This is a genomic window from Corynebacterium sp. HMSC055A01, from assembly GCF_001809405.1.
GTDB classification, from domain to species: domain Bacteria; phylum Actinomycetota; class Actinomycetes; order Mycobacteriales; family Mycobacteriaceae; genus Corynebacterium; species Corynebacterium hesseae.
Genome location: NZ_KV797575.1, coordinates 1 through 21,533 on the forward strand (window position 1 = coordinate 1; position 21,533 = coordinate 21,533).

The following is a 21,533-nucleotide window of genomic DNA, read 5'->3' on the forward strand; positions in this document are numbered from 1 at the left end:
ACGTGTCTACTTTCCGGGGGTCAGGTCCCCCGCTGATTACTGCCAAGTGCATCATTTGGTGCCCTGGCAGGCGGGAGGCTACACCAACATCAAGAACCTGACCTTCCTGTGCGCCTACCACAACGGGATCAATGATGATGACCCACAAAGGCCTACCGGGCGCGGCTACATGTACCGGCTCAACACCGGGGTCAGCTTCATCCCACCCTGGGGCACACCAATCACCGCAATGCCCGAATACCAAGAAGCAGTAGCCAGACTCAACGCCGAACAAGCAGGACAGCCACCAGACCCACCACCCGACAACAGTTAATGTCCCAGACATCGAGAGGACAACGCCAACCACCGATCCCGCCAACCGAAAGATGGTTGACGGGCACATCGGTGATCCCCGCAAACCGCAGCATGGTGCGCGGGGAAATTGGGGATCCTGGTCGCGATTCGCCTGCCGTTGGATGCAGTAGGAGCAACGGGACGCTTAGCCCTTAAAGAGCGAGCCCCCTTAAAAGGCGAAACCCGCCAGCCGGATGAAGGCTGACGGGTTAGGCGGCGTTGTGGGTTAGTGGCCGGTGCCGATTTCTAGGTGCATACCCGGAACCGAGTTGATGAGGTTGCGGGTGTATTCCTGCTGGGCGTTGTCGAAGATATCGTCGGCGGTGCCCTGCTCGACGGCCTGGCCCTTCTTCATCACCACGACGTCGTCGGCAGTCTGGCGGACCACCGCGAGGTCATGGGTAATGAAGAGGTAGGACAGGCTGAGCTCCGACTGCAGCTCCGCGAGCAGCTGGATGATCTGGTTCTGCACCAACACGTCCAGGGCGGAGACAGCCTCATCGAGGACGATGACCTCCGGGCGCAGCGCCAGCGCACGGGCAATGGCGATACGCTGACGCTGGCCGCCGGAGAGCTCGTTGGGGTAGCGGCGCATGGCGGAACGGGGCATGGAGACCATGTCGAGAAGCTCGGCAACGCGGGCCTCACGCTCCTTGCGCGAGCCCACCTTGTGCAGCGCCATGGGCTCTTCGATGCACTTGTAAATCGAGTACATCGGGTCCAGCGAACCGTAGGGGTTCTGGAAAACCACCTGCATCTTGCGGCGGAGTTTAAACAGCTCCTTCTTCGACAGCGTCGAGGTATCGCGGCCTTCGAACTCGATGGTGCCGGAGGTCGGCTCTAGCAGGCCCAACACCATGTTGGCCACCGTGGACTTGCCGGAGCCGGACTCGCCCACCAGCGCCAGGGTGGTGCCGCGGCGGATATCGAAGGAGACATCGTCGACGGCCTTCAACAGCTTCTTTCCGCCGCGCTGGCCACGGATATCGAATTCCTTGGTGAGGTTGCGCACCGAGATGACCGGGGCCTGAGCCGCGGAAGATGAATCTGCAGCGGTGGAGCCGATGGCCTCGCCCGACTTGAGTTCCTTGGCTTCGACGCCGGCTTCCTTAGCCGCGCGGATGCGGGAGGAAGCGAGAGAGGGGGCGGCGTCGACAAGCCGGCGCGTGTACGGGTGCTGCGGGGAGCGCAGAATCTCGCGCGAGGGACCGGACTCGACGATGCGGCCGCGGTGCATGACGACGAGGTGCTCCGCGCGCTCGGCGGCCAGGCCAAGATCGTGGGTAATGAAAAGCACCGCGTTACCCAGCTCCTCGGTAAGGTGCTCCAGGTGATCCAAGATGGTCTTTTGCACCGTCACGTCGAGGGCGGAGGTGGGCTCGTCGGCAATCAGCAGCTTCGGGCGTGCAGCCAGACCGATCGCGATGAGCGCGCGCTGGCGCATACCGCCGGAGAACTCGTGGGGGTACTGCTTGGCGCGGCGTTCGGCGTCGGGAAGCCCGGCTTCCTCTAGAAGCTCCACGACGCGCTGGTGGCGCTCGGAGCCCTCCACCACGTGGTTGGCCTTGAGAGATTCCTCGACCTGTGTGCCGATGCGCCACACCGGGTTGAGGTTGGACATCGGATCCTGCGGGACCAGGCCAATCTTGTCACCGCGCAGCGACTCGAATTGCTTGTTGTCGTAGTGGGTGATGTCCTCGCCCTCGAAGAGGATCTGGCCGCCGGTGACCTTGCCGGTGCCCGGCAGCAGGCCCAGGATAGACATCGCCGTGGTGGACTTACCGGAGCCGGACTCGCCCACAATCGCCACGGACTGGCCCGGGTAGATGGACATGTTGACGCCGCGCACTGCCTCAACTACACCGGTGGAGGTGGTGAAGGAAATGTGGACGTCCTTCATTTCAAGAAGTGGAGAGTTAGTCATTAGCGCTTCCTCGCCTTCGGATCGAGTGCATCGCGGACGACGTCACCCATCATGATGAAGCTCAACACGGTCAGGCCCAAAGCACCCGCCGGGTAGAACAGGACTGCCGGAGCAACGCGTAGTGAAGCCTGCGCGTCAGAGATATCGCCGCCCCAGGACACGAACGTCGACGGCAAGCCAATGCCCAGGAAGGACAAGGTGGCCTCCGCGACGATGTAGGTGCCCAGCGCCACGGTGGCATAGGAGATGATGGGCGCGGCCGCGTTCGGCAGGATGTGGCTGAACAGGATGCGCCAGCTCGACGCGCCGATGGAGCGGGCGGATTGGACGAACTCCTCGTTCTTGATGGAGACCACCGCGCCGCGCGTGATGCGGGCGATGGAGACCCAGCCGAAGAGTCCGAGCACCAAGACCACCGTGACGATGGTGCGGTGCTCCTTGAACATCTGCATGACCACGATGGCGGCGAGCACCAGCGGGATGGCGAAGAAGATGTCGGTGATGCGGGACAGGACGGAGTCAATCCAGCCGCCGAAGAAGCCGGCGATGGCGCCGATCAAGGAGCCCAGCACCACGACGAGGATGGTGGTCAGGACGCCGACGGCAACCGACGCGCGCGCACCGTAGATCACGCGGGCGTAAATGTCGCAGCCCTGGCGGTTGAAGCCGAAGGGGTGGCCCGGCTCGGCGGGGGCGAGGGACTTGGACAGCTCGCACAGGCGCGGGTCGGTGCTCGTGAAAAGACCCGGTGCGATGGCTAGGAGGATGGCCACGAGGATCATCACGGCCGCGATCCAGAACAGTGGGCGGCGGCGCAGGTAGCGCCAGGCCTCGCCCCACTGGGAGGACGGGGCGGACTCGTCCTTGACGGCGTCGACGGCGCCGAGGCCCGTTTCATCGGTTTCCGAGACGAAGTGCTCTTGGCCCGGGTAGGGGGTGTTTTTCTCGAAATTAGGCATAGCGGATCCTCGGATCAAGTACGGCGTACAGGAGGTCAACGAGCAGGTTGGCGATGATGTAGATGATCACCAGCACCGTGGTGAAGGAGACAATCGTGGTTGGCTCACCGCGCAGGATGGCCTGGTACATCGTGCCGCCGACGCCGTTGATACCGAAGATGCCTTCGGTCACGATGGCGCCGGTCATGAGCGCGCCGATATCAGCACCGATGAAGGTGGCCACGGGAATCAGCGAGTTGCGCAGCACGTGGCGGAGGGTCACCGCGCCGTTGGACAGGCCCTTCGCGCGAGCGGTGCGCACGTAGTCGGCGCGCAGGTTCTCAGCCACGGACTGGCGGGTCAGGCGAATGACGTAGGCCAGGGAGAGCGCGCCGAGCACCATGGCCGGCATGAGGAGGGACTTCACGGTGGCGTTCGCTCCGACGGTGACCGGCAGGACACCCCACTTGATGCCCACGAGGTACTGGAAGACGAAGCCGATGACGAAGGACGGCACTGCGATGACGAGCAGGGAGATGACCAACACGGTGGAATCGAAGAAGCCACCGCGGCGCATGCCGGCGAGGACGCCGAAGAGGATGCCGAAGACGGATTCAAAGATGATGGCCATGACGGTGAGCTTCACCGTGACCGGGAAGGCGTTGGCCATCACTTGGGTTACGGGGACGCCGGAGAAGGTCGTGCCGAAGTCCAGCATGAAGATGCCCTTGATGTAGAGCAGATACTGAATGATGAACGGCTTGTCTAGGTTGTATTCCGCCTCGATGCGGGCGCGGGCAGCCTCGGTAAGGCCGCGGTCACCGCCAAGGGCTTCGACGGGGTCGCCGGGCATCAAGAAGACGAGCGCATAGATGAGCAGGGTGGCTCCGAAGAACACCGGGATCATCTGGAGCACTCGGCGCCCGATATAGCGCAGCATAGTGTGGTCCTTTACTCGTTGTGGGCAGGTGCTTGTCGACGCCTTCTTAGCAGACGCCTACGTAGCTCATAAGAATTTTAGTGTGTGATCCAAGTCTGCGAGAAATCTATAGCGCGTTTCGAATCACACTTATGAGTGAAAACGTGGGGCGACCCCCGCTCCACGGTGGCTGCGGGGGTCGTGGGAAGTAGCGGAAGTGGCGTTACTTCTTGGTGATGTTGTAGTACACCGGCTGGGACTTCCAGGAGAACACGACGTTGTCGACGTTCTCGGAGTAGCCGCCGGTGGCGTTGGAGTACCACAGCGGGATGGCCGGCAGATCCTTGAACAGGACTTCCTGGGCCTCGGTGTACTTCTTGTTGGCCTCTTCCTCGGAGGAGGAGGTCAGGGCTTCGTCGAGAAGCTTGTCAAACTCCGGGTTGCTGTAGTCGCCGTCGTTAGAAGAGCCGTCGGTCTTGTACAGCGGGGTAAGGAAGTTGGCCTGGCTCGGGTAGTCTGCCTGCCAGCCGGTGCGGAAGGCTGACTTGATGGTGCGGTTGGTCACCTCATCGCGCAGGGACTTGAAGTCCGGGTACGGGGCGCCGACTGCCTCGATGCCGAGGGTGTTCTTGATGGAGTTGGTGGTTGCATCCACCCAGCTCTTGTGGCCGCCGTCGGAGTTGTAGGCAATCTCCAGGGTCGGGTTATCCCATTTGTTGATCTTGTCAGCCTCGGCCCACAGCTTCTTGGCCTTCTCCGGGTCATACTTCAGGACCTCGTTGCCCTTGATGTCCTCGGAGTAGCCCGGCATAACCGGGGAGGTGAAGTCTTTGGCCGGGGTACGGGTGCCCTTGAAGATGGTGTCCGTGATCTCCTCGCGGTTGATGGCGTAGGAGATGGCTTGGCGACGCAGCACGCCTTCCTCGCCGGAGTAGTGCTCGAGGTTCTCGCCCAAGGTGAAGGACTGGAAGATGGCGGTCGGCTGGTTCACGGCACGGTCGCCGAGGTCGGCCTCGTAGACATCGAAAGCGGAGTCCGGGACGGCGTCGAGGACGTCCAGGTTGCCTGCCAGCAGGTCGGCGTAGGCCGCGTCCTGACCTGCGTAGAAGACGAACTTGATGCCGTCATTCTGCGGGGTCTGGCCGCCCTTGTACTCCTCATTCGGGACGACGGTGGCGTCCTGGTTGTGGTTCCACTCGGTCAGCTTGTACGGACCGTTACCAATCGGGTTCTGGCCGAAGGCGTCCATGTCCTCCAGGGCGGACTCGTGCAGCGGGTAGAACGCGGAGTAACCCAGCTGCGCCGGGAAGTCCTGCTCAGGGCTGTTCAGGGCGATGGTAAAGGTGTGGTCGTCGACGACCTTGAGGCCCTCCATCTCCTTGATGCCTTCCTTGAAGCCCTTGATGTTGGCAAAGAAGGAAGCGTTGAGCTGGTCATTGGCCACGGCGTAGTTCCAGGCGTCCACGAAGTTCTTCGCGGTCACTGGGGAGCCGTCGGAGAACTTGGATTCCTTGAGCTTGACGGTGAACTCAGTGTTGTCGTCATTCGGCTCGATGGATTCAGCCAGCTCGTTCTGAGCTTCGCCATCGCCGTCGTAGTAGACCAGGCCAGCGTAGATGGAATCGACAATGCGTCCGCCGCCGACCTCGTTGGTGTTGGCCGGGATGAGCGGGTTCTGCGGCTCGGAGCCGTTGACGGTGACGATGCCATCGCCGGAGCCGGAAGCAGAGTCTGAACCGGAGTTGTCGCCACCACAAGCCGCGAGGGTGAGCGGCAGAGTAGCGACAGAGAGAGCAGCGAGCGTCTTCTTGAGCGTCATGTGGGTCTTAGACCTCCGTGGTGCGAAAGATGTAGAAAACCTGTGGTGTTGGTTTGATATGAAGCTACCGCGTGGCGCGCCTCATATACAAGGAATTGAAAAATATGTCCTGTGATAAAAGCTATAGATTGGTAGGTATTCTTTCTTAACCTGCGGTTTTGTCAACGAATTAAAAAATCCCCATCCCCCTGAGAGGGGTGGGGCACGGAGGGCGGTGAATGTTACCTATCTCGCATCCAGTGAACGATGGTCTGAGTAAAACCATGCGGGTTCTCAAGATAGGGCAGGTTCTTGGACCCGGGGATAGTGGTGGCGGTGAAGTCCCCACGGCAGCGCCGCGCCGCCCGCCGCGCCACTGGCCGCCAGAGCATCTGATCTGCGTGGATAAACAGGGTGGGGCAAGAAACTGTGAGTTCGAGCCAACTGAGCGGAACGACGGCGGTGCGCAGTCGGTGATTCCAGATGATTCCGCGGCGGACGTTTCCGATGCGCGAGGAAGCCACGCGCAGGCGCAGGGCCTCCTCCCGCTCGGCGCCGCTGAAGGAGCCGAGGGCGTCGAGATCCATCTCCCGGAGGTACGTGGACTCTCTCAGTAGGAGGCTCGGGGCGCCAGTCTTTCCCAGTCGGCACAAGGCCGCGCGCAGGAGAACCCACCCAAAATCCCAGGGGCGCGCGGCGATGGCGCGGCGGAGATCAGCTGGGTGTGCCGCCGAAACAGATACCAGCCCGCGTACCCGCTCGGGCCGCTCGGTAGCCAGCGCCCACGCCACCGCACCACCGGTATCCGCGCCCACCAGGTAGGCGTCGTCGTGGCCTAATGCGCGGATGGCACCGCTGACATCACCAACCGCCACGCGGATATCCTGGCCGGGTTCGAGCGGTGGTTTATCGGACATGCCAAAACCGCGCATGTCGAGGGCAGCGACGTGGAAGCCTGCGGCGGCAAGCGGGGCAATGACATTCCGGAAGTCGAACCACCCGCCGAAAGATCCATGGAGTAGCAGCACCAGCGGGTCGTCCGGGTTGCCGGCGGTAGCCGCGTGGAGGCGGATGCCGCGCGTGTGCAGGAACTCGTGCTCAAAGGGGCCGTCAAGCTCCACTACGGAGGGCGGTAGGGGATTCATGGGCGGGCCTTTCATGGGAGGGTGCACAGACGAAATCCGCCCCGAACGCATGTGCTCGGGGCGGGAGAGTTAAAAGGACCTTAAAGGTTTAGGTGTAGAGGCCACGCTCGATGGACTTTTCAGCCTTACCCGGAACCAGCTTCTTGAGTTCCTTCGTGGACTCGATGGTCTTCTCCGGGGCCTTGACCTGCTTGACCTGCTTGAAACCGATAAAGGCCACGACGGCGGCGATGACCACCATGAGCAGGAAGACGATCAGGAAGGCTGCCCAGCGGTCGAGCCACTTGGACAGCAGCTCCGCCAGGAAGAAGAAAAAGAAGAAGGAGCTATACAGCGCCACGGTACCGGCAACGCCGAACATGCCCGCGCCGATGCCACCCTTCTTTGCGGAAGCGGCGAGCTCGGTCTTAGCCAACTCGACCTCGGAGCGAACCAGCTGGGACATCTGTTCGGTGGCGTTGGATACGAGCTGGCCGATGGATGCTTCGCCGCGGCGGGAGGTATCTGCATCGCTCAAGGGAATGCCGTCTACCTTCGGGGCGAACTTGTTGGACCCGTCAGTGAATAGTCCGTCGTTGCTCACGGTTAAAAACTCCTACTGTTTTGTCGCAATCTATATCGGCCATAGTAATGAACTTTCCAGAGTTCATGTGGTGCGGCCCGCAAAGTGGGTACGGCGTTATTGTAATGGGTATGCCGCATTCTGACCCGCTGACCCCGCTGATGGCCCTATCTGGGGTGGAGGATAAAGCTGGTTCTGCCGCCGCAGCGATTGCGCGCGTGCACCGCCGCCCCGCGGGCTTGCGCAAGTTTGACGTTATCTCTTCCGAATCACTCTTGCGCGGTGCGCGGGCGGCCGCGGCGATCGACGGCGCGCCGCTTGAGGCTGACGGTATCCCGCCCGCAGTTAGCGCTTATTCCCTCCTCGCTCCCGAAAAACAGGTCGCCACGGTGCGGACCTTCGCACGGGCCCCGCTGCAGGTCTTGGCCAGTATCGATGTCGCGGCGGGCGGTGTGGGTCATCCCGATCAGGACCCAGCGGTGGCACAGGCGCTGGCACAGCTCATCACGCGCGGAGCCGGCGTGGATTTCGATCGTTTATTGCCGGTGGTACTGCACGCGGAGATTGCTGCGCGCTCGCTGTTCGGTGCGCGCAGCACCGCCGTGGCGCTCGTCGCCTCGCGCACTGCCGCTATCCATACGGGCTTCGATCCGCGGGGATTCGCCGTGCCCGAGACCTACCTCAACCGTCATCGCGCGGACTATCGCGCGGCACTGGACGCTTACGATCAGGACCCGGCGGTGCTCATTACGCTGCTTCTCGACGCCTGGGAGGCCGGCGCCCGCGAAGCCGACGGCATCGCGCAAGCGGCTTAATCGCGCAGCTGCTGCCGTGCAAATAAAATCCCGCCGACCACTAAGGCTGCGATGCCGGCCACGACCGCCGAGCCGATACCGAATTCGCGGGCGCTGGGGGCGGTGAAGAGCGGAACGGGGTGTTTAAAGGTGCGGATTTCCCAGTCGTGGGTGATGGCGTGCTTCTTCAACAGGCGGTCCGGGTTCACGGCAACGGGGTGGCCAACCTGCTCCAGCATCGGGATGTCTGTGGCGGAATCGGAGTAGGCAAAGGACGCGTCGGGGTCGACGTTGAGCTCCTGAGCAATGCGCGCCAGTGCCTCAGCTTTTGCGGCGCCTTTGCAGTAAAACAGGATCTCCCCGGTGAACCGGCCGTCCTTCTCGGCGAGCTCGGTGGCCACGACGTGCTCGATGCCCAGTTCCTGTGCGATGGGTTCGACCAGCACGCTTGCCGACGCCGAGATGATCACCACCTCGTGGTCGGCGGTGCGGTGGGCGTCGATAAGCGCGCGTGCCTCCGCATAAATGGCAGGGGTGACCACTGTGTGCATGGTCTCCACCGCGATGTCGTGGACCTCCTGAACGGACCAACCGGCGGCCATGGCGGCGAGCTGATCACGGGTGGTGTCCATGTGCTCGCTGCTGTGGCCGGCGAGCATATAACTGGCCTTGGCTAAAGACAGCTGGAGCGCCTCGGCATGGGTGATGAGACCGTTGTGCATGAATTCGCGGCCGAAGGCATAGGCCGAGGATGTGGCAATAATCGTCTTGTCCAAGTCGAAGAACGCGGCTGCGCGAGTGGTGCCGTGAGAGGGAAAAGGGGTACCGGTCATCGAGGGCCTGCCGTTTGTGTGCGAGTTACCCTGCTCATCGTAGCCCCTTAGCAGGCAGAATCGGGAGTACGCAAAGAGATTGCCCGAAATCTCAAGGAATCTTGTCGTTCGCTGTTGTCATCTCTTCTTTCGCATGTCATAATGTCAGGTGCAAGGCCCCGATATACAGTGCGGCCTGCCCCGGCGCACCCCCCCGATGCCGGGTTACCGATGGCCCGCGCACACCCCCCCGAGGCGCGGGCCATCACCTTTTTCAAATACCGGGCTCGTCTGTGGCCATCGAGCTGAGACATATTTGATGTCCTAGCACGGCGATAAACTCTCAGCTGTGACAAGCTATCGAGCAAATTCATTTTCTCACCAAAAGGGATCAGGTCCTCCTCAGGTGAGTTTGCCGCTTGCTGCAGAAAGTGCCGTCTACTTTGTAGATGAAGCCGGAAGTAAAGGCACGTTAGGTAAGCATTTCGTTGTTGCGGCTGTGCGCACGAAGGATCCTGATTTCCTTTCGCGGGAGATTAAGGCATGTCGTGAGCGGAATAACTTCACAAAGGCTGACGAGATTAAGTTCTCGAAAGTTACTAAGCACTCTGAGCCGATTTTGCTTGATGTTTTTCGAACAGCGATAAGCTCGGGGTGCACGTTCGGAGCTTTTGTTTTGGACAAGAGGCATTTCGATCCGTGGAGTAGTCGAGAACAGTGGCAGGGGCATTTGTTCGCGACAGATCGGCTGCTTCGGGGTCTGGTTACTCGCCGTGAAGTTGGGGTGGTGATGCTCGACCACATTGATGTCCCAGTAGGGGTTTCCTACGGAGACACTCTAGTGAACTCTCTCAACAATCGATTTGGAAATAAGCGGTTTGCAACGGCCGTTAGTCTGGATTCTCGGACTTGTCCGGCACTACAGGTGGCAGATCTGCTTGCTAGTTCGGTTTTCCATGCGCGAAAAAAGATCGAAGACGTGGGGTTGGAGGCTTTCTTGGAAGATCGTTCGCCAAAGGCCCGGCTTTCGAAGGGCATTGCGGCCGCATTAGGCGAGAGTCATTTTGGTGACTGCCGTACACCACTTTTGAAGATTGAGACAAGCCATGAGAGGTCATTGACAGAATTGAAGCGCCAACGATACTCTTAGGTGAGGCGCTGAACGCCATAGCCGCAGGCTAAAAGCAAGCGCCCCTCGGGCCTAGTCTCAGACTTACTACCCGAGTTTTATGGCTAACCAAGCCATTCTTTACCGCACTTATTGCGATACCCTCGAGCGTGGCTCGGGGGTATTTGCTTTTGACTCTTAATGGCGGATTCTAAGGATCGTGGAAGCACGGTTTCCTGTGAGTTTTTGTACGTGAGCCCCGGTAATTTTGTTCAAGCGTCAGCAAAATGGGTGCGGAAGACGCCACAAAGGCGAAGTTATCCACAGGTGACTAGGAAGCTCTAGCGCGCGGTTGGTGCGCTCGCGCATGCTTCAGACATGAGCACGTTTCACCTAGTTATCGCCGTTGGGGATTCCACGCTGCGAGCAGAGGCAGCCTCCGCAGCAGCCGCCAGTACTGCGGAAGTGAGCACCGTGGAGGACCCGCGGGACTTCTCCCGGCACTTGCCCAAGGCAGACGCCGTCTTGGCTGATTCGCTGACGGCTCGTCTCGTGGCGGGGCATCCGCGGGTGTACTTCCTGGCCTTGGATCCGGGGCCCATCGATTATGAGGCCGCGCTGTGCTGCCGCGCGACGGCCGCCTTTATCGTGCCCGCCCAATCGAAAGAGCTCCTGGGCGCACTGGCAGCAGACGCCACTCCGGAGACCACCGTGTCCACCGGTTTAACACTGGCGGTGACTGGTTCCGCTGGGGGCTTGGGTGCCTCGACCGTGGCGGTGGCTCTGGCCCGCGAGGCGGGCGCGGATCTCCTCGTTGATGCGAGCCCCTATTCCGGTGGTCTCGATTTGCTCACCGGAATTGAGAACAAGCCCGGCGCGCGGTGGCCGGATCTTGCCGCGGGGACCGGTTCAGTTGATGCAGCAGACCTCGTCCGTGCTCTGCCTACCACCCCGGATGGCATCGCGGTTCTTTCCGCTGCTAGGTCCGCCAGCGCAGAGGCGGTGCAGATGAGTGCTGCCCGGCGCGCGGCCATCATGCAAGCTGCGTGTTTATATCCAGGAACAGTGGTGGTGGATTGCCCGCCGTGGGATATCCCCGATGCGGCGGATCACGTGGTGGTGCTGACTGCCGCAGAGGTGCGGGCGGCCGCCGCCTGCGCGCAGCTGGTGGCGGAGCTTCGTGCCCGGCCGCAGGAGTGCTCCGTCGTCGTGCGCAACCGCCAGTGGGCGGGCCTGGATGCCAGCGATATTGCCACGGTGACTCACGCGGATCCCATCGCTGAGTTGCCGACGATCCGTGGCCTGACCCGCACGGTGGAAACTAGTGGGCTGCCGCGCCAGTTGCCCCGAGCTCTAGCTCGTGTCGCGCGCCAGATGTGGAAGGTCGTGGCATGAACCTGATTGATACGATGCGCACCATCGTGGCCTCCGAGCCACAGCTGGCCCATGATGCACCGGCCTTGGCACGGCGCATTCGCCAGGAAGCCGGTGTCATCAGTGATGTCGACGTGCTCGACCTTTTGCAGCGCCTGCGCCACGATTCCGTGGGCTTGGGACTGCTGGAGCCGGTCCTGTCGCTGCCGGGGCTGACCGATGTCGTTGTCAATGGCCCTGATGCCTGTTTCGTTGATTGCGGGCAGGGCCTGCAGCCACGCGATATTGGCTTCGCCGACGACGCCGAGGTTCGCCAGCTGGCCACCCGGCTGGCTGCGGTGGCGGGCGTGCGGTTGGATGATGCGCAACCTTTTGCCGATGGGCGCCTGACCCGCCCCGATGGCACGAGAATTCGCCTCCACGCGTTGCTTGCTCCTCCTTCGGCAAGTGGAACCTGTATCAGCCTCCGCGTGCTGCGCCAAGCGCAAACCAGCTTGGAGGAACTGATAGCTAATGGCAGCATTGATTCCAGCCTGGAGCACGTCCTGCGCGCTGTGGTTGAGCGGCGGGCATCCTTCCTGGTTACGGGAGGGACGGGCTCCGGCAAGACGACGTTGCTCGCCGCCTTGCTGGGGTGCGTGCCCGCCACCGAGCGCTTGCTCATCATCGAGGACACTCCGGAGCTTTCCCCGAATCACCCGCACGTGGTGACCCTGGTATCGCGCCGGGCCAACGCGGAAGGGCGCGGCGAGATCTCCATGTCGCTCCTTCTCCGCCAAGCGCTACGCATGCGCCCGGACCGCATCGTCGTTGGCGAAATCCGCGGCGCGGAGGTCGTGGAACTGCTTGCCGCGCTCAACACCGGGCACGATGGTGGTGCGGGCACCGTGCACGCAAACTCTGTTGATGAAGTGCCCGCCCGCATGGAGGCCCTCGCCGCTCTCGGCGGGCTCGACCGCGTAGCGCTGCATTCGCAGCTGGCGGCCGCCGTGCACGTGGTCCTCGGGATGGAGCGCACGCCGGAGGGGCGTCGGCTAGCGCACCTCGGCGTGCTGGAGGGAAACCCGGTTACACCGCAGCTGGTGTGGACGGCCGAAGACGGCCCGCTTCCCGGGTTTTCGCAGCTGTGCTCGCGGCTGGGGGTGGAACCATGATGTGGCTATTCCTTGCGGCGGCGTGTTTGATTTCGCAGCCTGCTTCGGTGACGCGGCTGGAATCGCCGAAGCCTCGCTCGCTGGCACCCGGGGCGCTCTTCCTCGGGGTCGGGTGCTGTGTCTTCTTCGGCAGGCCCACTGTCGTGGTGGCGGTGGGCTGCATTGTGGCCTGTGTGCTGTGGTTTGCCAATGACCTGGCGGCGTCCCGGCGTGAGCGCCGTGGCTCGGAGGCGCTCGCCTCCTACTTCGGTTCTGTTGCCGCCGAGCTGCGGGCGGGATCGACGACGGCGGGAGCGCTTCGCCGGGGCGCCGACGCCCTTCCAGACTCCACCCCGGAGAATCTCCGCGCCGCGTTGAGTACGGCGGCGGGTCTCGCGGCGCAAGGAGGTTCGCCTGCGGTTGCTCTCACGGCGCCAGAGGTGGCCCGCTATGCAGCGCTGCTGACGCTCTCGGGGCGCCATGGCGTGGCGTTGGCGAACCTCATTGAGCAGGCTCAAAGCCAGCTGGATACCGCGCGCCGCCATGCCGGTGAGACCGCGGCCTCCTTGCAAGGGCCACAGGCCACCGCGGTCATCCTGGCGTGCCTGCCGCTGGCGGGCATCCTTATGGGTGGGGCGATGGGCGCGGATTCCCTGGGGTTCTTGCTCGGTGGTGGCCTTGGGGGCGTGCTTCTCGACGTCGGCGTGGCCCTCGTCTGCGCCGGATTCGCCTGGTCGCGCCTCATTCTGCGAAAGGCGGCGCAGTGATGGTCTTGACGTATATCTCCGCTGCATTCATGGCTGCGGCACTCGCTGTTACCTCTGCTGCACCGTCTGGACGAATAGCCCAGTCGGGCTCGCGCACACCGCGCCCGAAGACGCCGCGCGATGGTCCCGAAGTGGACTATAGTCCGCTCGATGCTGCCAGCGACCTGGAGCTCTTCGCCGCGTGCCTAGAGGCCGGTCTCTCCACGCGCAGTGCTGTGCTAGCCGTCGCTGAAGCCTCACCGCAGTGGTCGGAGGCGGCCGCTCTCATCGGGGTGGGGGTTCCCATGAGTACCGCGTGGTCTGCGCTGGCCAGTCAGCCGCATTTGGAAGAACTGGTGCGGCTTACGCAGCTGTCTGGCGAATCGGGCGCGGCCATGGCTACGGGGTGCCACCGGTTGGTGGCGCAGCTGCGTGCCGAAGCCTCGGCACAAGCTACCGCGCGGGCGGAGCGCGCTGGTGTGTTCATCGCAGCACCGCTGGCAGTGTGCTTCCTTCCCGCATTCCTGGTCCTTGGGTTGATACCTGTCCTTATCAGCTTGGGCCAGCAACTCTTTTAAGTCAGAACAATCAACCATTTTCAGAACGCACAACCGACACAAACACAGTAAAAGAAAGCTAGGTAAATCATGCAGAAAAAAGTAAACTACCAGTTACTATTAGCGAATGATGATGGTATGTCCACGATAGAATATGCCATGGGTTCGCTCGCGGCCGCAGCGCTTGCCGCGGTGCTCTATGCCGTGGTCAATGGTGGCGAAGTTACCAGCGCTATCACGTCCATCATCACCGACGCCCTGTCCAACACCCCAGGCTAATGCGCGCGCTTGATGACGCCGGCTCCGTCACCATTGAGGCCGCATTGTCGCTGTCCGCACTCGTCATCGTTGCCGCGGGAATCGTGGGTGGCATCGCCACGCTGTCGGCCCACCTCGCTGCCGTTGACGCCGCGGGCGCTGCAGCCCGCTCCGCCGCCATCGGCGTGGACTTTCAGCGCGATGGAGTGACGGTGAACGTGAGCGAAGGCTCCGGGCTTATGACCGCTGAGGCCGCCGTGCCGGCACCGCTGGGGACTATGCGCGCGCAGGCGGTGTTTCCCGCGGAGATGGCAGCGGGTGGGAACAACGGGGCGCAGCCATGAGGCGTCGTCAGCGTAGTTGGGGAAGGATCCTGGCGGGGGAGGAGGGCTATGCCACCGTCGTCACCGCCGGGATCATCGCCGCGGTGGCTTCTCTGTTGCTGGCGGTTGCGGCAGTTGCTTCACTCGTTGTAGCGCGGCACGAAGCACAGGTGGCGGCGGACCTCGCCGCCGTGGCCGGTGCGTGGGAGGTAGCCAAGGGCAGGGACGCCTGCACGAAGGCCACAGAGATCGCCGCGCTCAACGGCGCGGAACTCGGCTCCTGTGACATCGATGGGCGCGACGTGGAGGTCATTGCCCGGCTGCGCGGGCGCAGCGCTATCGCCCGCGCCGGTCCGGTCTAAGAGGTCATGGTGACCAGCGCGCCGAGGAGGGCTATAGCGCCTGCCTTGTCCAGTGGGTTGTTGCCGTTGCCGCACTTGGGGGATTGCACGCACGACGGGCAGCCGGACTCGCAAGGGCAGGAGCGCACGGCCTCAAAGGTGGCCTTGATCCACTCGGGGAAGCGCCGGAAACCTTCCTCGGCGAAGCCGGCGCCGCCGGGATGGCCGTCGTAGACGAAGACCGTGGGCAAGCCCGTATCGGCGTGCTGGGCGGTGGACACGCCGCCGATATCCCAGCGGTCGCAGGTGGCAATGAGCGGTAGCAACCCAATGGCGGCGTGCTCGGCCGCATGGAGGGTGCCCGGGGTGCGCCCGGCGGTGACTCCCATCGCTGCGAGTGCCAGCGGATCGATGGTGTAGGCCACCGCCCGGGTCACCAGGCGCTGCTCCGGCAGGTCAAGGGGGATATCCTCGCCCACGGAGCCATCGGGAAGCCGTACCTGGTAGCCGGTGACCTTATCGGTCACCTCAACCTCCAGGCTGGCCACCCACAGGCCGGGAGCGTAGTTCACCAGGTCATCGGCTTCGCTCAGGATGCGGATATCCGTCGTGGACTTTGGCTGCGTGGTGTAGTCCGGGGCCTTTGGCACGGCGAGGGCCACGCCCGGCTCGGCGGACGCCGAACCATCGCCTCCGCCGAGGTGAAGTTCCTCGATGACGAAGCTCTCGCCACGGTGCAGGTACACCGCGCCGGGATGCACCTGGCTTACCGCGCGGGCTGAATCGATGGTGCCCAGCAGGCGGCCATCGGAGGAATCCACAATCATGACTTCCTCGCCCGAACCGCCGCGCAGCGAGACTGCTGTGTGCGCGGTCTCCGGGGTGAGCTCGCTTGAGTCAGCCGGCAGGGGAGCGGCGAACCAACCCTGCGGGCGCCGGCGCAGCAAGCCTTGCTGGGCTAGGTCGTGGACCACGTCTTCGGCGCGGAAGGCAGCTACGTCGGCATCAGACAACGGTTTCTCCACCGCCGCGCAGTACACGTGCCCGGCCAGGATATAGGGGTTAGCCGGGTTGAACACGCTGGCCTCCACCGGTCGGCCCAACAGTGCCTCTGGGTGGTGAACCAGGTAGGTGTCCATCGGTTCATCGCGGGCCACCAGCACCACCAGCGAGCCCTGGCCGCGGCGGCCCGCGCGCCCGGCCTGCTGCCAGAAGCTAGCAACCGTGCCCGGGAACCCAGCGGTGACCACGGCATCGAGCCCGCCGACGTCGATGCCCAGCTCCAAAGCCGAGGTGGTGGCCACGCCGAGCAGGGAGCCATCGTCCAGCGCCTGCTCCAGCGCGCGGCGGTCTTCGGCCAAATACCCCGCGCGGTAGGCGGCAATCCGGCGCGCAAAATCCGGCCGGCCCAGCCTCCCGGAGAGCTCTTCTGCTGCCCGCAGCGCGGTGGTCTCTGCCGCGCGCCGCGAGCGCACAAAGGTCAACGTTCGAGCGCCCTGCGCCACGAGCGCGGCCATCATCCAGGCCGCTTCCGTTGTGGCGGCGCGGCGCACGGGGGCGCCGTTTTGGCCCTCAATTCCCTCCATGAAACCCGGCTCCCACAGCGCTACCGTCCGCGCGCCCGTCGGCGCGCCATCCTCGGTTACGGGGAGAAACTCGCGTCCCGTCAGCCGTGCAGCATGCCGGGCGGGATCCCGCATGGTCGCCGAAGCCGCAATCACCACCGGCCGCGAACCATAGTGCGCGCACAGCCGCAGCAAACGCCTCACCACGAGCGCCACGTTCGCCCCGAAAACCCCGCGGTAGGCGTGCGCCTCATCAATCACGATGAACTTCAAGTGCCGCAGCACCCGCGCCCACCGCTGGTGCGCGCCCAGCAGAGAAGAATGAATCATGTCCGGGTTGGAGAAGATAAACCGCGCCTGATCGCGGATACCGGCGCGAGCTTCGGTGGGGGTATCACCGTCGTAGGGGGCGGGGTGGACGTCGTGAAGCGCGGCGATGCTCTGCGTGAGCTCGAGCACCGTGCGCAGCTGGTCCGAGCCCAGCGCCTTCGTCGGCGTGATGTAGAGCGCGCACGCGGTCGGGTCCTGCGTCAGACGGGACAGAATGGGCAAACGGTAACCCAGGGACTTTCCGGAACTCGTGCCGGTGGAGACCACGACGTCGCGCCCCTCCCACGCGGCCTGTGCCACGGCGACCTGGTGGGCATAGAGCTTGGCGACGCCCTGCTCCTCCAACGCCTCCCGCAACTCCGGCAGGACCCACTCGGGCCACTCGGCATAGCGTGCTGGTTGGGCAGGCAGGGTGGTGGAGTGCGTTAGCTCGGACTCGGGGAAACACTCAACAAGGTGCTCGACGAGCTCCTCACCCAGAGGGTTCTCACTCACGCTTGCCTCCACTAATCTGCTGTAGGTGCCCAAACGTGGCACACTGGTGCACTAGTTTGCACTACTTTATTTCCGCAAAGGACAACTCATCATGGCATACGGTACCGTCAAGTTCTTCAACGCCGAAAAAGGTTACGGCTTCATTGAGCAGGAGGACGGCTCCGGCGACATCTTCGTGCACTACACCGAAATCCAAGGAACCGGCTTCCGCACCCTCGAAGATAACCAGCGCGTCTCCTTTGAGATTGGGGAAGACGCTAAAGGCCAGCAGGCCACCAACGTCGAGGTGGTTTAGGGGGACTCGGCGTAGCCGCGCCGGGTATCCCACCATTCCAGCAGCTTATTCTGCCCCTTTTGCAGGCCGAAGCCGATGATGATGGCGGCGATGATGGAAATGAGCATGGCTATCGCGGGTGAGCCGGAGAAGGCCACGCCGCCGAGGTAGCCAATGGCTAGCGCCTGCGCCACCCACAACAGGACACCGAAGGTGTCGAAGAAGAAAAACAGCGGCCAGGGATAGCGCATGGAGCCCAGCAGAATCGTCATAAACAGGCGGGCCGAGGGGATGAAGCGCGCGATGATGATGGCCGCGCCGCCGCTGCGCCGAATATTACGCTTGACCCACGTCAAAGCGTCGTAGGCCTTCGTTCCCTTTTGGGCTCTATTAATAAGGGCGATGAGCCGCGTTCCCAGGAGGAAGCACAAGTTATCCCCCAAAATTGCGGCAACCATGGCGACGAAAAACATGGTGGGAAGGTGGGGGAAACCTTGGGAGCCAGACCAGGCGCCCACCATGTTGAGGGGAACCTCCGAAGGCAAAACGGGGAAGAAGCAGTCGAGGAAAATCAGTGAACCCACCAGCGGATAAATCCACTGTGTGGCCATGATGACCTCGAACCATGCAGTAATAGACGCAATCACGCTGTCTCCCAGTTGTGTGCTGTGAGGCGAATCCTCGGACGGCCAGTATAGACCCCCGGTTGTGTGGACGTGAACTGGCCTGAATAACTAGAGTAAGCCTCTATCTGTGTACTCTAGGGGCAATTGCCCAGCAGAGGACTAGCCATCGGAAGGGATGAAGTCGAAGTGGCAGAAGCTACCGGCCCGGGGAAGACCCTGGTCATCGTCGAGTCAGCAACCAAGGCGAAGAAGATTCAGCCTTACCTCGGCGATAAGTACATTGTTGAGGCCTCCGTCGGCCACATCCGGGACCTTCCCCGCGGCGCCGCCGACGTCCCCGCCAAGTATAAGAAGGAATCCTGGGCGCGCCTCGGTGTTAACCCGGAGGATAACTTCACCCCGCTGTACGTCATCAGCCAGGACAAGAAGAAGAAGGTCGCTGACCTCAAGGCCAAGCTGAAGCAGTGCGACCAGCTCTACCTCGCAACAGACCCCGACCGCGAGGGCGAGGCCATTGCCTGGCACCTGCTGGAAGTACTCAAGCCCAAGGTGCCGGTGCGCCGAATGGTCTTCAACGAGATCACCAAGTCCGCCATCCTGGAGGCCGCGGAAAACACCCGTGAACTCGATGAAAACCTCATCGACGCCCAGGAAACCCGCCGCATCCTGGACCGCCTCTACGGCTACGAGGTCTCCCCGGTGCTGTGGAAGAAGGTCATGCCGCGCCTATCGGCTGGCCGCGTGCAGTCGGTAGCTACCCGCGTCATCGTCGAGCGCGAGCGCGAGCGCATGGCATTCATCCCCGCCGAGTACTGGGATCTCACGGCAACGCTGAAATCCACGCCGGATTTCGATGCGCGCCTGAGTGCCCTCGATGGCAAGCGCGTGGCCGCGGGCCGCGACTTCAACGATAGGGGTCAGCTGAAGAGCGACGAGGTGGTCGTCGTCAAGCAGGCCCAGGCGGAGCAGCTGGCCAGCGCGCTGGAAGGCTCCACCATGACCGTGGCCAGCGTCGAGCACAAGCCTTATTCGCGCAAACCTTCCGCGCCGTTTATGACCTCGACGCTGCAGCAGGAGGCTGGCCGCCGCCTGCACTACACCTCGGAGCGCACGATGCGCATTGCGCAGCGCCTCTACGAGAACGGTCACATCACCTATATGCGTACCGATTCGACCTCCCTGTCCAAGCAGGGCCTGGATGCTGCGCGTGAGGCTGCGTCCTCCATCTTCGGCGCGGAGTTCGTCTCAGATGGACCGCGCCGGTATGACCGCAAGGTGAAGAATTCCCAGGAGGCCCACGAGGCCATCCGTCCCGCCGGCGAGCGTTTTGCCACCCCGGGCCAGCTGGCCGGGCAGCTCGACGCCGAGGAATACAAGCTTTATGAGCTGATTTGGAAGCGCACCGTGGCCTGCCAGATGGCCGACGCCAAGGGAACCTCGATGAAGGTGACCGCAGCTGTCAACGCCGGCGGCCACGACGCTGACTTCTCCGCAACCGGCCGCACGATTACCTTCCCGGGCTTCCTCAAGGCCTACGAAGACGTCGCGGCGAAGGACTCGAAGGGAGAGTCCCGCCTGCCGCACCTCAATGAGGGCGACACGCTGAAGACCGCTGCGGTTACTGCCGACGGCCACTCCACCAACCCGCCGGCGCGCTATACCGAGGCCAGCTTGGTCAAGAAGATGGAAGATTTGGGCATTGGGCGCCCGTCGACGTACGCCTCCATCATCAAGACCATCCAGGACCGCGGCTACGTGCTCTCCCGCGGCAACGCGCTGGTGCCCTCGTGGGTTGCCTTCGCGGTCGTTGGCCTGTTGGAGAATAACTTCACTGAGCTGGTGGATTATGACTTCACCTCCTCCATGGAGGACGAACTCGATGCGATTGCCGCCGGTTCGGAGAACGGCACGGATTGGCTGAATAACTTCTACTTCGGAAACACGGAGGCCGGCGAGCGCAAGGCCGCGTCCATCGCGCGCCACGGCGGCCTGAAGTCCCTGGTGGACATCAACCTGGAGGCCATCGATGCCCGCAAGGTCAACTCCCTGCGCCTCTACACGGACGCGGAAGGCCGCGATGTCTTCGTGCGCGTGGGCCGCTACGGTCCGTATATCGAGCGCGCCGTGGGCACCAACGAGGACGGTACGGTGGAGTACCAACGCGCCAACCTCTCGGAGACGGTCACCCCGGATGAGCTCAACGAGGCCTTGGCGGAGAAGCTTTTTGCCACCCCGCAGGGCGGGCGCGAGCTGGGCCAGAACCCGGAGAACGGACGCACCATCGTGGCCAAGGAGGGTCGTTTCGGCCCCTACGTGACCGAGCAGGTGCGTGACGACGAGCGCGAGAAGGCCGAGGCCGAAGCCGAGGAGATCGTCAAGGAAGAGCGCGCCGCCGAGGACGCCCAGCGCGCGGCTGAGGGCAAGCGCGCCAAGAACTGGGAGACCAAGACCGCGGCGAAGCAGAAGGAAAAGCGCATTGCTGAGTACGTCGAGGAGAAGCTCAAGCCAGGCACGGCCTCGCTTTTTGCCTCGATGGAGCCGGCCAGCGTCACCCTCGAGGAAGCACTGAAGCTGCTGAGTCTGCCGCGTGAGGTGGGCGTGGACCCCTCGGATGGCGAGGTCATCACCGCGCAGAACGGCCGCTATGGCCCGTACCTAAAGAAGGGCAAGGACTCCCGTTCCTTGGCCAAGGAGGAGCAGATCTTCTCCATCACCTTGGATGAGGCGCGCCGCATCTACGCGGAGCCGAAGCGCCGCGGCCGTGCGGCCGCGCAGCCGCCGATTAAGCAGCTGGGTGATAACGACGTGTCCGGTAAGCCGATGACGGTCAAGGACGGCCGCTTTGGCCCGTACGTCACCGACGGCACGACGAATGCCTCGCTGCGTCGCGGCGACGATCCGGAGCAGCTTACCGACGCCCGCGCCAACGAGCTCCTCTCCGAGCGCCGCGCCAAGGATGCCGCGAACGGTGGTGTGAAGAAATCGACGAAGAAGAGCACCAAGAAATCGACTAAGAAATCGACGAAGAAGGCCACGAAGAAGTCGACCAAGAAGGCCACGAAGAAGCCTTCGCCGGGCACCAAGAACGTGGTCAAGGCCGGATCACGTAGGAAGTAGCAGGACATGAAGACCAGCTTCGCGCGCGATATGGTGGCCCGCACCCAGGAAGGCACCGAGG

General features: G+C 63.1%; 21 protein-coding genes. 12 read left to right on the forward strand and 9 right to left on the reverse strand.

The annotated features are described in order from the left end of the window. Nucleotides 1-313 (forward strand): HNH endonuclease signature motif containing protein (locus HMPREF2604_RS06075; protein ID WP_141746437.1); only part of this gene is annotated, 313 nt, incomplete at its 5' end. A gap of 246 nt (nucleotides 314-559) precedes the next feature. Here the strand turns inward: HMPREF2604_RS06075 and HMPREF2604_RS06080 are convergent. From HMPREF2604_RS06080 to HMPREF2604_RS06105, 6 genes are all read right to left on the reverse strand, one after another. Then, entirely contained in the window at nucleotides 560-2,257 is a 1,698-nt protein-coding gene (locus HMPREF2604_RS06080; protein WP_070524081.1) for an ABC transporter ATP-binding protein, read from the reverse strand. Beyond that, on the reverse strand, nucleotides 2,257-3,216 hold the full coding sequence (locus HMPREF2604_RS06085) for an ABC transporter permease (protein WP_070531771.1): 960 nt from the start codon (nucleotides 3,214-3,216) through the stop codon (nucleotides 2,257-2,259). Before HMPREF2604_RS06085 ends, HMPREF2604_RS06080 begins: the two co-directional genes overlap by 1 nt. Beyond that, nucleotides 3,209-4,135: an ABC transporter permease gene (locus tag HMPREF2604_RS06090; RefSeq protein ID WP_070524085.1), complete on the reverse strand. Its 927-nt coding sequence runs from the start codon at nucleotides 4,133-4,135 to the stop codon at nucleotides 3,209-3,211. The genes HMPREF2604_RS06085 and HMPREF2604_RS06090 overlap by 8 nt, the downstream gene beginning before the upstream one ends. Before the next feature lie 202 nt (nucleotides 4,136-4,337). Next, on the reverse strand, nucleotides 4,338-5,933 hold the full coding sequence (locus HMPREF2604_RS06095) for a peptide ABC transporter substrate-binding protein (protein ID WP_070564060.1): 1,596 nt from the start codon (nucleotides 5,931-5,933) through the stop codon (nucleotides 4,338-4,340). A gap of 221 nt (nucleotides 5,934-6,154) precedes the next feature. Next, nucleotides 6,155-7,057: an alpha/beta fold hydrolase gene (locus HMPREF2604_RS06100; protein WP_070564063.1), complete on the reverse strand. Its 903-nt coding sequence runs from the start codon at nucleotides 7,055-7,057 to the stop codon at nucleotides 6,155-6,157. 88 nt (nucleotides 7,058-7,145) lie between these two features. Beyond that, a complete protein-coding gene (locus HMPREF2604_RS06105) occupies nucleotides 7,146-7,640 on the reverse strand; it encodes a phage holin family protein (RefSeq protein WP_070531763.1) in 495 nt (164 codons plus the stop codon). Nucleotides 7,641-7,744: 104 nt separating this feature from the next. On the opposite strand from HMPREF2604_RS06105, the gene HMPREF2604_RS06110 reads away from it, so the two are divergent. Beyond that, complete coding sequence (locus HMPREF2604_RS06110) at nucleotides 7,745-8,434, forward strand: oxidoreductase (RefSeq protein WP_070564065.1); 690 nt, start codon at nucleotides 7,745-7,747, stop codon at nucleotides 8,432-8,434. Here the strand turns inward: HMPREF2604_RS06110 and HMPREF2604_RS06115 are convergent. Next, nucleotides 8,431-9,246, reverse strand: coding sequence for an HAD family hydrolase (locus HMPREF2604_RS06115; RefSeq protein WP_070564068.1), 816 nt, complete (start codon nucleotides 9,244-9,246; stop codon nucleotides 8,431-8,433). The two genes, HMPREF2604_RS06110 and HMPREF2604_RS06115, sit on opposite strands and share 4 nt — an antisense overlap. 328 nt (nucleotides 9,247-9,574) lie before the next feature. Here HMPREF2604_RS06115 and HMPREF2604_RS13615 point away from each other — a divergent pair, with 328 nt between their 5' ends. The 8 genes from HMPREF2604_RS13615 to HMPREF2604_RS06155 all read left to right on the forward strand — a co-directional run bounded on the left by HMPREF2604_RS13615 (nucleotide 9,575) and on the right by HMPREF2604_RS06155 (nucleotide 15,086). Next, nucleotides 9,575-10,375, forward strand: coding sequence for a DUF3800 domain-containing protein (locus tag HMPREF2604_RS13615; RefSeq protein WP_141746438.1), 801 nt, complete (start codon nucleotides 9,575-9,577; stop codon nucleotides 10,373-10,375). A 336-nt stretch (nucleotides 10,376-10,711) separates the two neighbouring features. Continuing rightward, nucleotides 10,712-11,728, forward strand: coding sequence for a septum site-determining protein Ssd (gene ssd, locus HMPREF2604_RS06125; RefSeq protein WP_070524096.1), 1,017 nt, complete (start codon nucleotides 10,712-10,714; stop codon nucleotides 11,726-11,728). After that, nucleotides 11,725-12,861, forward strand: coding sequence for a TadA family conjugal transfer-associated ATPase (locus tag HMPREF2604_RS06130; protein ID WP_070524098.1), 1,137 nt, complete (start codon nucleotides 11,725-11,727; stop codon nucleotides 12,859-12,861). Before ssd ends, HMPREF2604_RS06130 begins: the two co-directional genes overlap by 4 nt. Next, entirely contained in the window at nucleotides 12,858-13,607 is a 750-nt protein-coding gene (locus tag HMPREF2604_RS06135; protein ID WP_070524101.1) for a type II secretion system F family protein, read from the forward strand. Before HMPREF2604_RS06130 ends, HMPREF2604_RS06135 begins: the two co-directional genes overlap by 4 nt. Continuing rightward, a complete protein-coding gene (locus HMPREF2604_RS06140) occupies nucleotides 13,607-14,164 on the forward strand; it encodes a type II secretion system F family protein (protein ID WP_070524103.1) in 558 nt (185 codons plus the stop codon). The genes HMPREF2604_RS06135 and HMPREF2604_RS06140 overlap by 1 nt, the downstream gene beginning before the upstream one ends. Before the next feature lie 69 nt (nucleotides 14,165-14,233). Further along, complete coding sequence (locus HMPREF2604_RS06145; RefSeq protein ID WP_070524105.1) at nucleotides 14,234-14,422, forward strand: DUF4244 domain-containing protein; 189 nt, start codon at nucleotides 14,234-14,236, stop codon at nucleotides 14,420-14,422. Continuing rightward, the gene (locus HMPREF2604_RS06150) at nucleotides 14,422-14,745 is read left to right on the forward strand and encodes a hypothetical protein (RefSeq protein WP_070524107.1); all 324 of its coding nucleotides are present in this window, start codon (nucleotides 14,422-14,424) and stop codon (nucleotides 14,743-14,745) included. Before HMPREF2604_RS06145 ends, HMPREF2604_RS06150 begins: the two co-directional genes overlap by 1 nt. Continuing rightward, nucleotides 14,742-15,086 (forward strand): Rv3654c family TadE-like protein, encoded by a 345-nt coding sequence (locus HMPREF2604_RS06155; RefSeq protein WP_070564071.1) that lies wholly within the window; start codon nucleotides 14,742-14,744, stop codon nucleotides 15,084-15,086. The genes HMPREF2604_RS06150 and HMPREF2604_RS06155 overlap by 4 nt, the downstream gene beginning before the upstream one ends. Here the strand turns inward: HMPREF2604_RS06155 and HMPREF2604_RS06160 are convergent. Further along, on the reverse strand, nucleotides 15,083-17,455 hold the full coding sequence (locus HMPREF2604_RS06160) for a DEAD/DEAH box helicase (protein WP_070564074.1): 2,373 nt from the start codon (nucleotides 17,453-17,455) through the stop codon (nucleotides 15,083-15,085). The two genes, HMPREF2604_RS06155 and HMPREF2604_RS06160, sit on opposite strands and share 4 nt — an antisense overlap. Before the next feature lie 91 nt (nucleotides 17,456-17,546). Between HMPREF2604_RS06160 and HMPREF2604_RS06165 the strand changes: the two genes are divergently transcribed. After that, complete coding sequence (locus tag HMPREF2604_RS06165; protein WP_010189920.1) at nucleotides 17,547-17,750, forward strand: cold-shock protein; 204 nt, start codon at nucleotides 17,547-17,549, stop codon at nucleotides 17,748-17,750. On the opposite strand, the gene HMPREF2604_RS06170 is transcribed toward HMPREF2604_RS06165, so the two are convergent. Next, nucleotides 17,747-18,340: a DedA family protein gene (locus HMPREF2604_RS06170; RefSeq protein ID WP_154736787.1), complete on the reverse strand. Its 594-nt coding sequence runs from the start codon at nucleotides 18,338-18,340 to the stop codon at nucleotides 17,747-17,749. The two genes, HMPREF2604_RS06165 and HMPREF2604_RS06170, sit on opposite strands and share 4 nt — an antisense overlap. A gap of 201 nt (nucleotides 18,341-18,541) precedes the next feature. Between HMPREF2604_RS06170 and topA the strand changes: the two genes are divergently transcribed. After that, the gene (gene topA / locus HMPREF2604_RS06175; RefSeq protein ID WP_070564077.1) at nucleotides 18,542-21,472 is read left to right on the forward strand and encodes a type I DNA topoisomerase; all 2,931 of its coding nucleotides are present in this window, start codon (nucleotides 18,542-18,544) and stop codon (nucleotides 21,470-21,472) included. Nucleotides 21,473-21,533 lie beyond the last annotated feature (61 nt).

Coding starts and splice junctions, on each gene's coding strand:
- HMPREF2604_RS06090 (WP_070524085.1), bottom strand. CDS start 4,135: ATGCTGCGCTATATCGGGCGCCGAGTGCTCCAGATGATCCCGGTGTTC.
- HMPREF2604_RS06085 (WP_070531771.1), bottom strand. CDS start 3,216: ATGCCTAATTTCGAGAAAAACACCCCCTACCCGGGCCAAGAGCACTTC.
- HMPREF2604_RS06095 (WP_070564060.1), bottom strand. CDS start 5,933: ATGACGCTCAAGAAGACGCTCGCTGCTCTCTCTGTCGCTACTCTGCCG.
- HMPREF2604_RS06110 (WP_070564065.1), top strand. CDS start 7,745: ATGGGTATGCCGCATTCTGACCCGCTGACCCCGCTGATGGCCCTATCT.
- HMPREF2604_RS06080 (WP_070524081.1), bottom strand. CDS start 2,257: ATGACTAACTCTCCACTTCTTGAAATGAAGGACGTCCACATTTCCTTC.
- HMPREF2604_RS06165 (WP_010189920.1), top strand. CDS start 17,547: ATGGCATACGGTACCGTCAAGTTCTTCAACGCCGAAAAAGGTTACGGC.
- HMPREF2604_RS06155 (WP_070564071.1), top strand. CDS start 14,742: ATGAGGCGTCGTCAGCGTAGTTGGGGAAGGATCCTGGCGGGGGAGGAG.
- HMPREF2604_RS06130 (WP_070524098.1), top strand. CDS start 11,725: ATGAACCTGATTGATACGATGCGCACCATCGTGGCCTCCGAGCCACAG.
- ssd (WP_070524096.1), top strand. CDS start 10,712: ATGAGCACGTTTCACCTAGTTATCGCCGTTGGGGATTCCACGCTGCGA.
- HMPREF2604_RS06140 (WP_070524103.1), top strand. CDS start 13,607: ATGGTCTTGACGTATATCTCCGCTGCATTCATGGCTGCGGCACTCGCT.
- HMPREF2604_RS06135 (WP_070524101.1), top strand. CDS start 12,858: ATGATGTGGCTATTCCTTGCGGCGGCGTGTTTGATTTCGCAGCCTGCT.
- HMPREF2604_RS06100 (WP_070564063.1), bottom strand. CDS start 7,057: ATGAATCCCCTACCGCCCTCCGTAGTGGAGCTTGACGGCCCCTTTGAG.
- HMPREF2604_RS06115 (WP_070564068.1), bottom strand. CDS start 9,246: ATGACCGGTACCCCTTTTCCCTCTCACGGCACCACTCGCGCAGCCGCG.
- HMPREF2604_RS06145 (WP_070524105.1), top strand. CDS start 14,234: ATGCAGAAAAAAGTAAACTACCAGTTACTATTAGCGAATGATGATGGT.
- HMPREF2604_RS06150 (WP_070524107.1), top strand. CDS start 14,422: ATGCGCGCGCTTGATGACGCCGGCTCCGTCACCATTGAGGCCGCATTG.
- HMPREF2604_RS06170 (WP_154736787.1), bottom strand. CDS start 18,340: ATGGCCACACAGTGGATTTATCCGCTGGTGGGTTCACTGATTTTCCTC.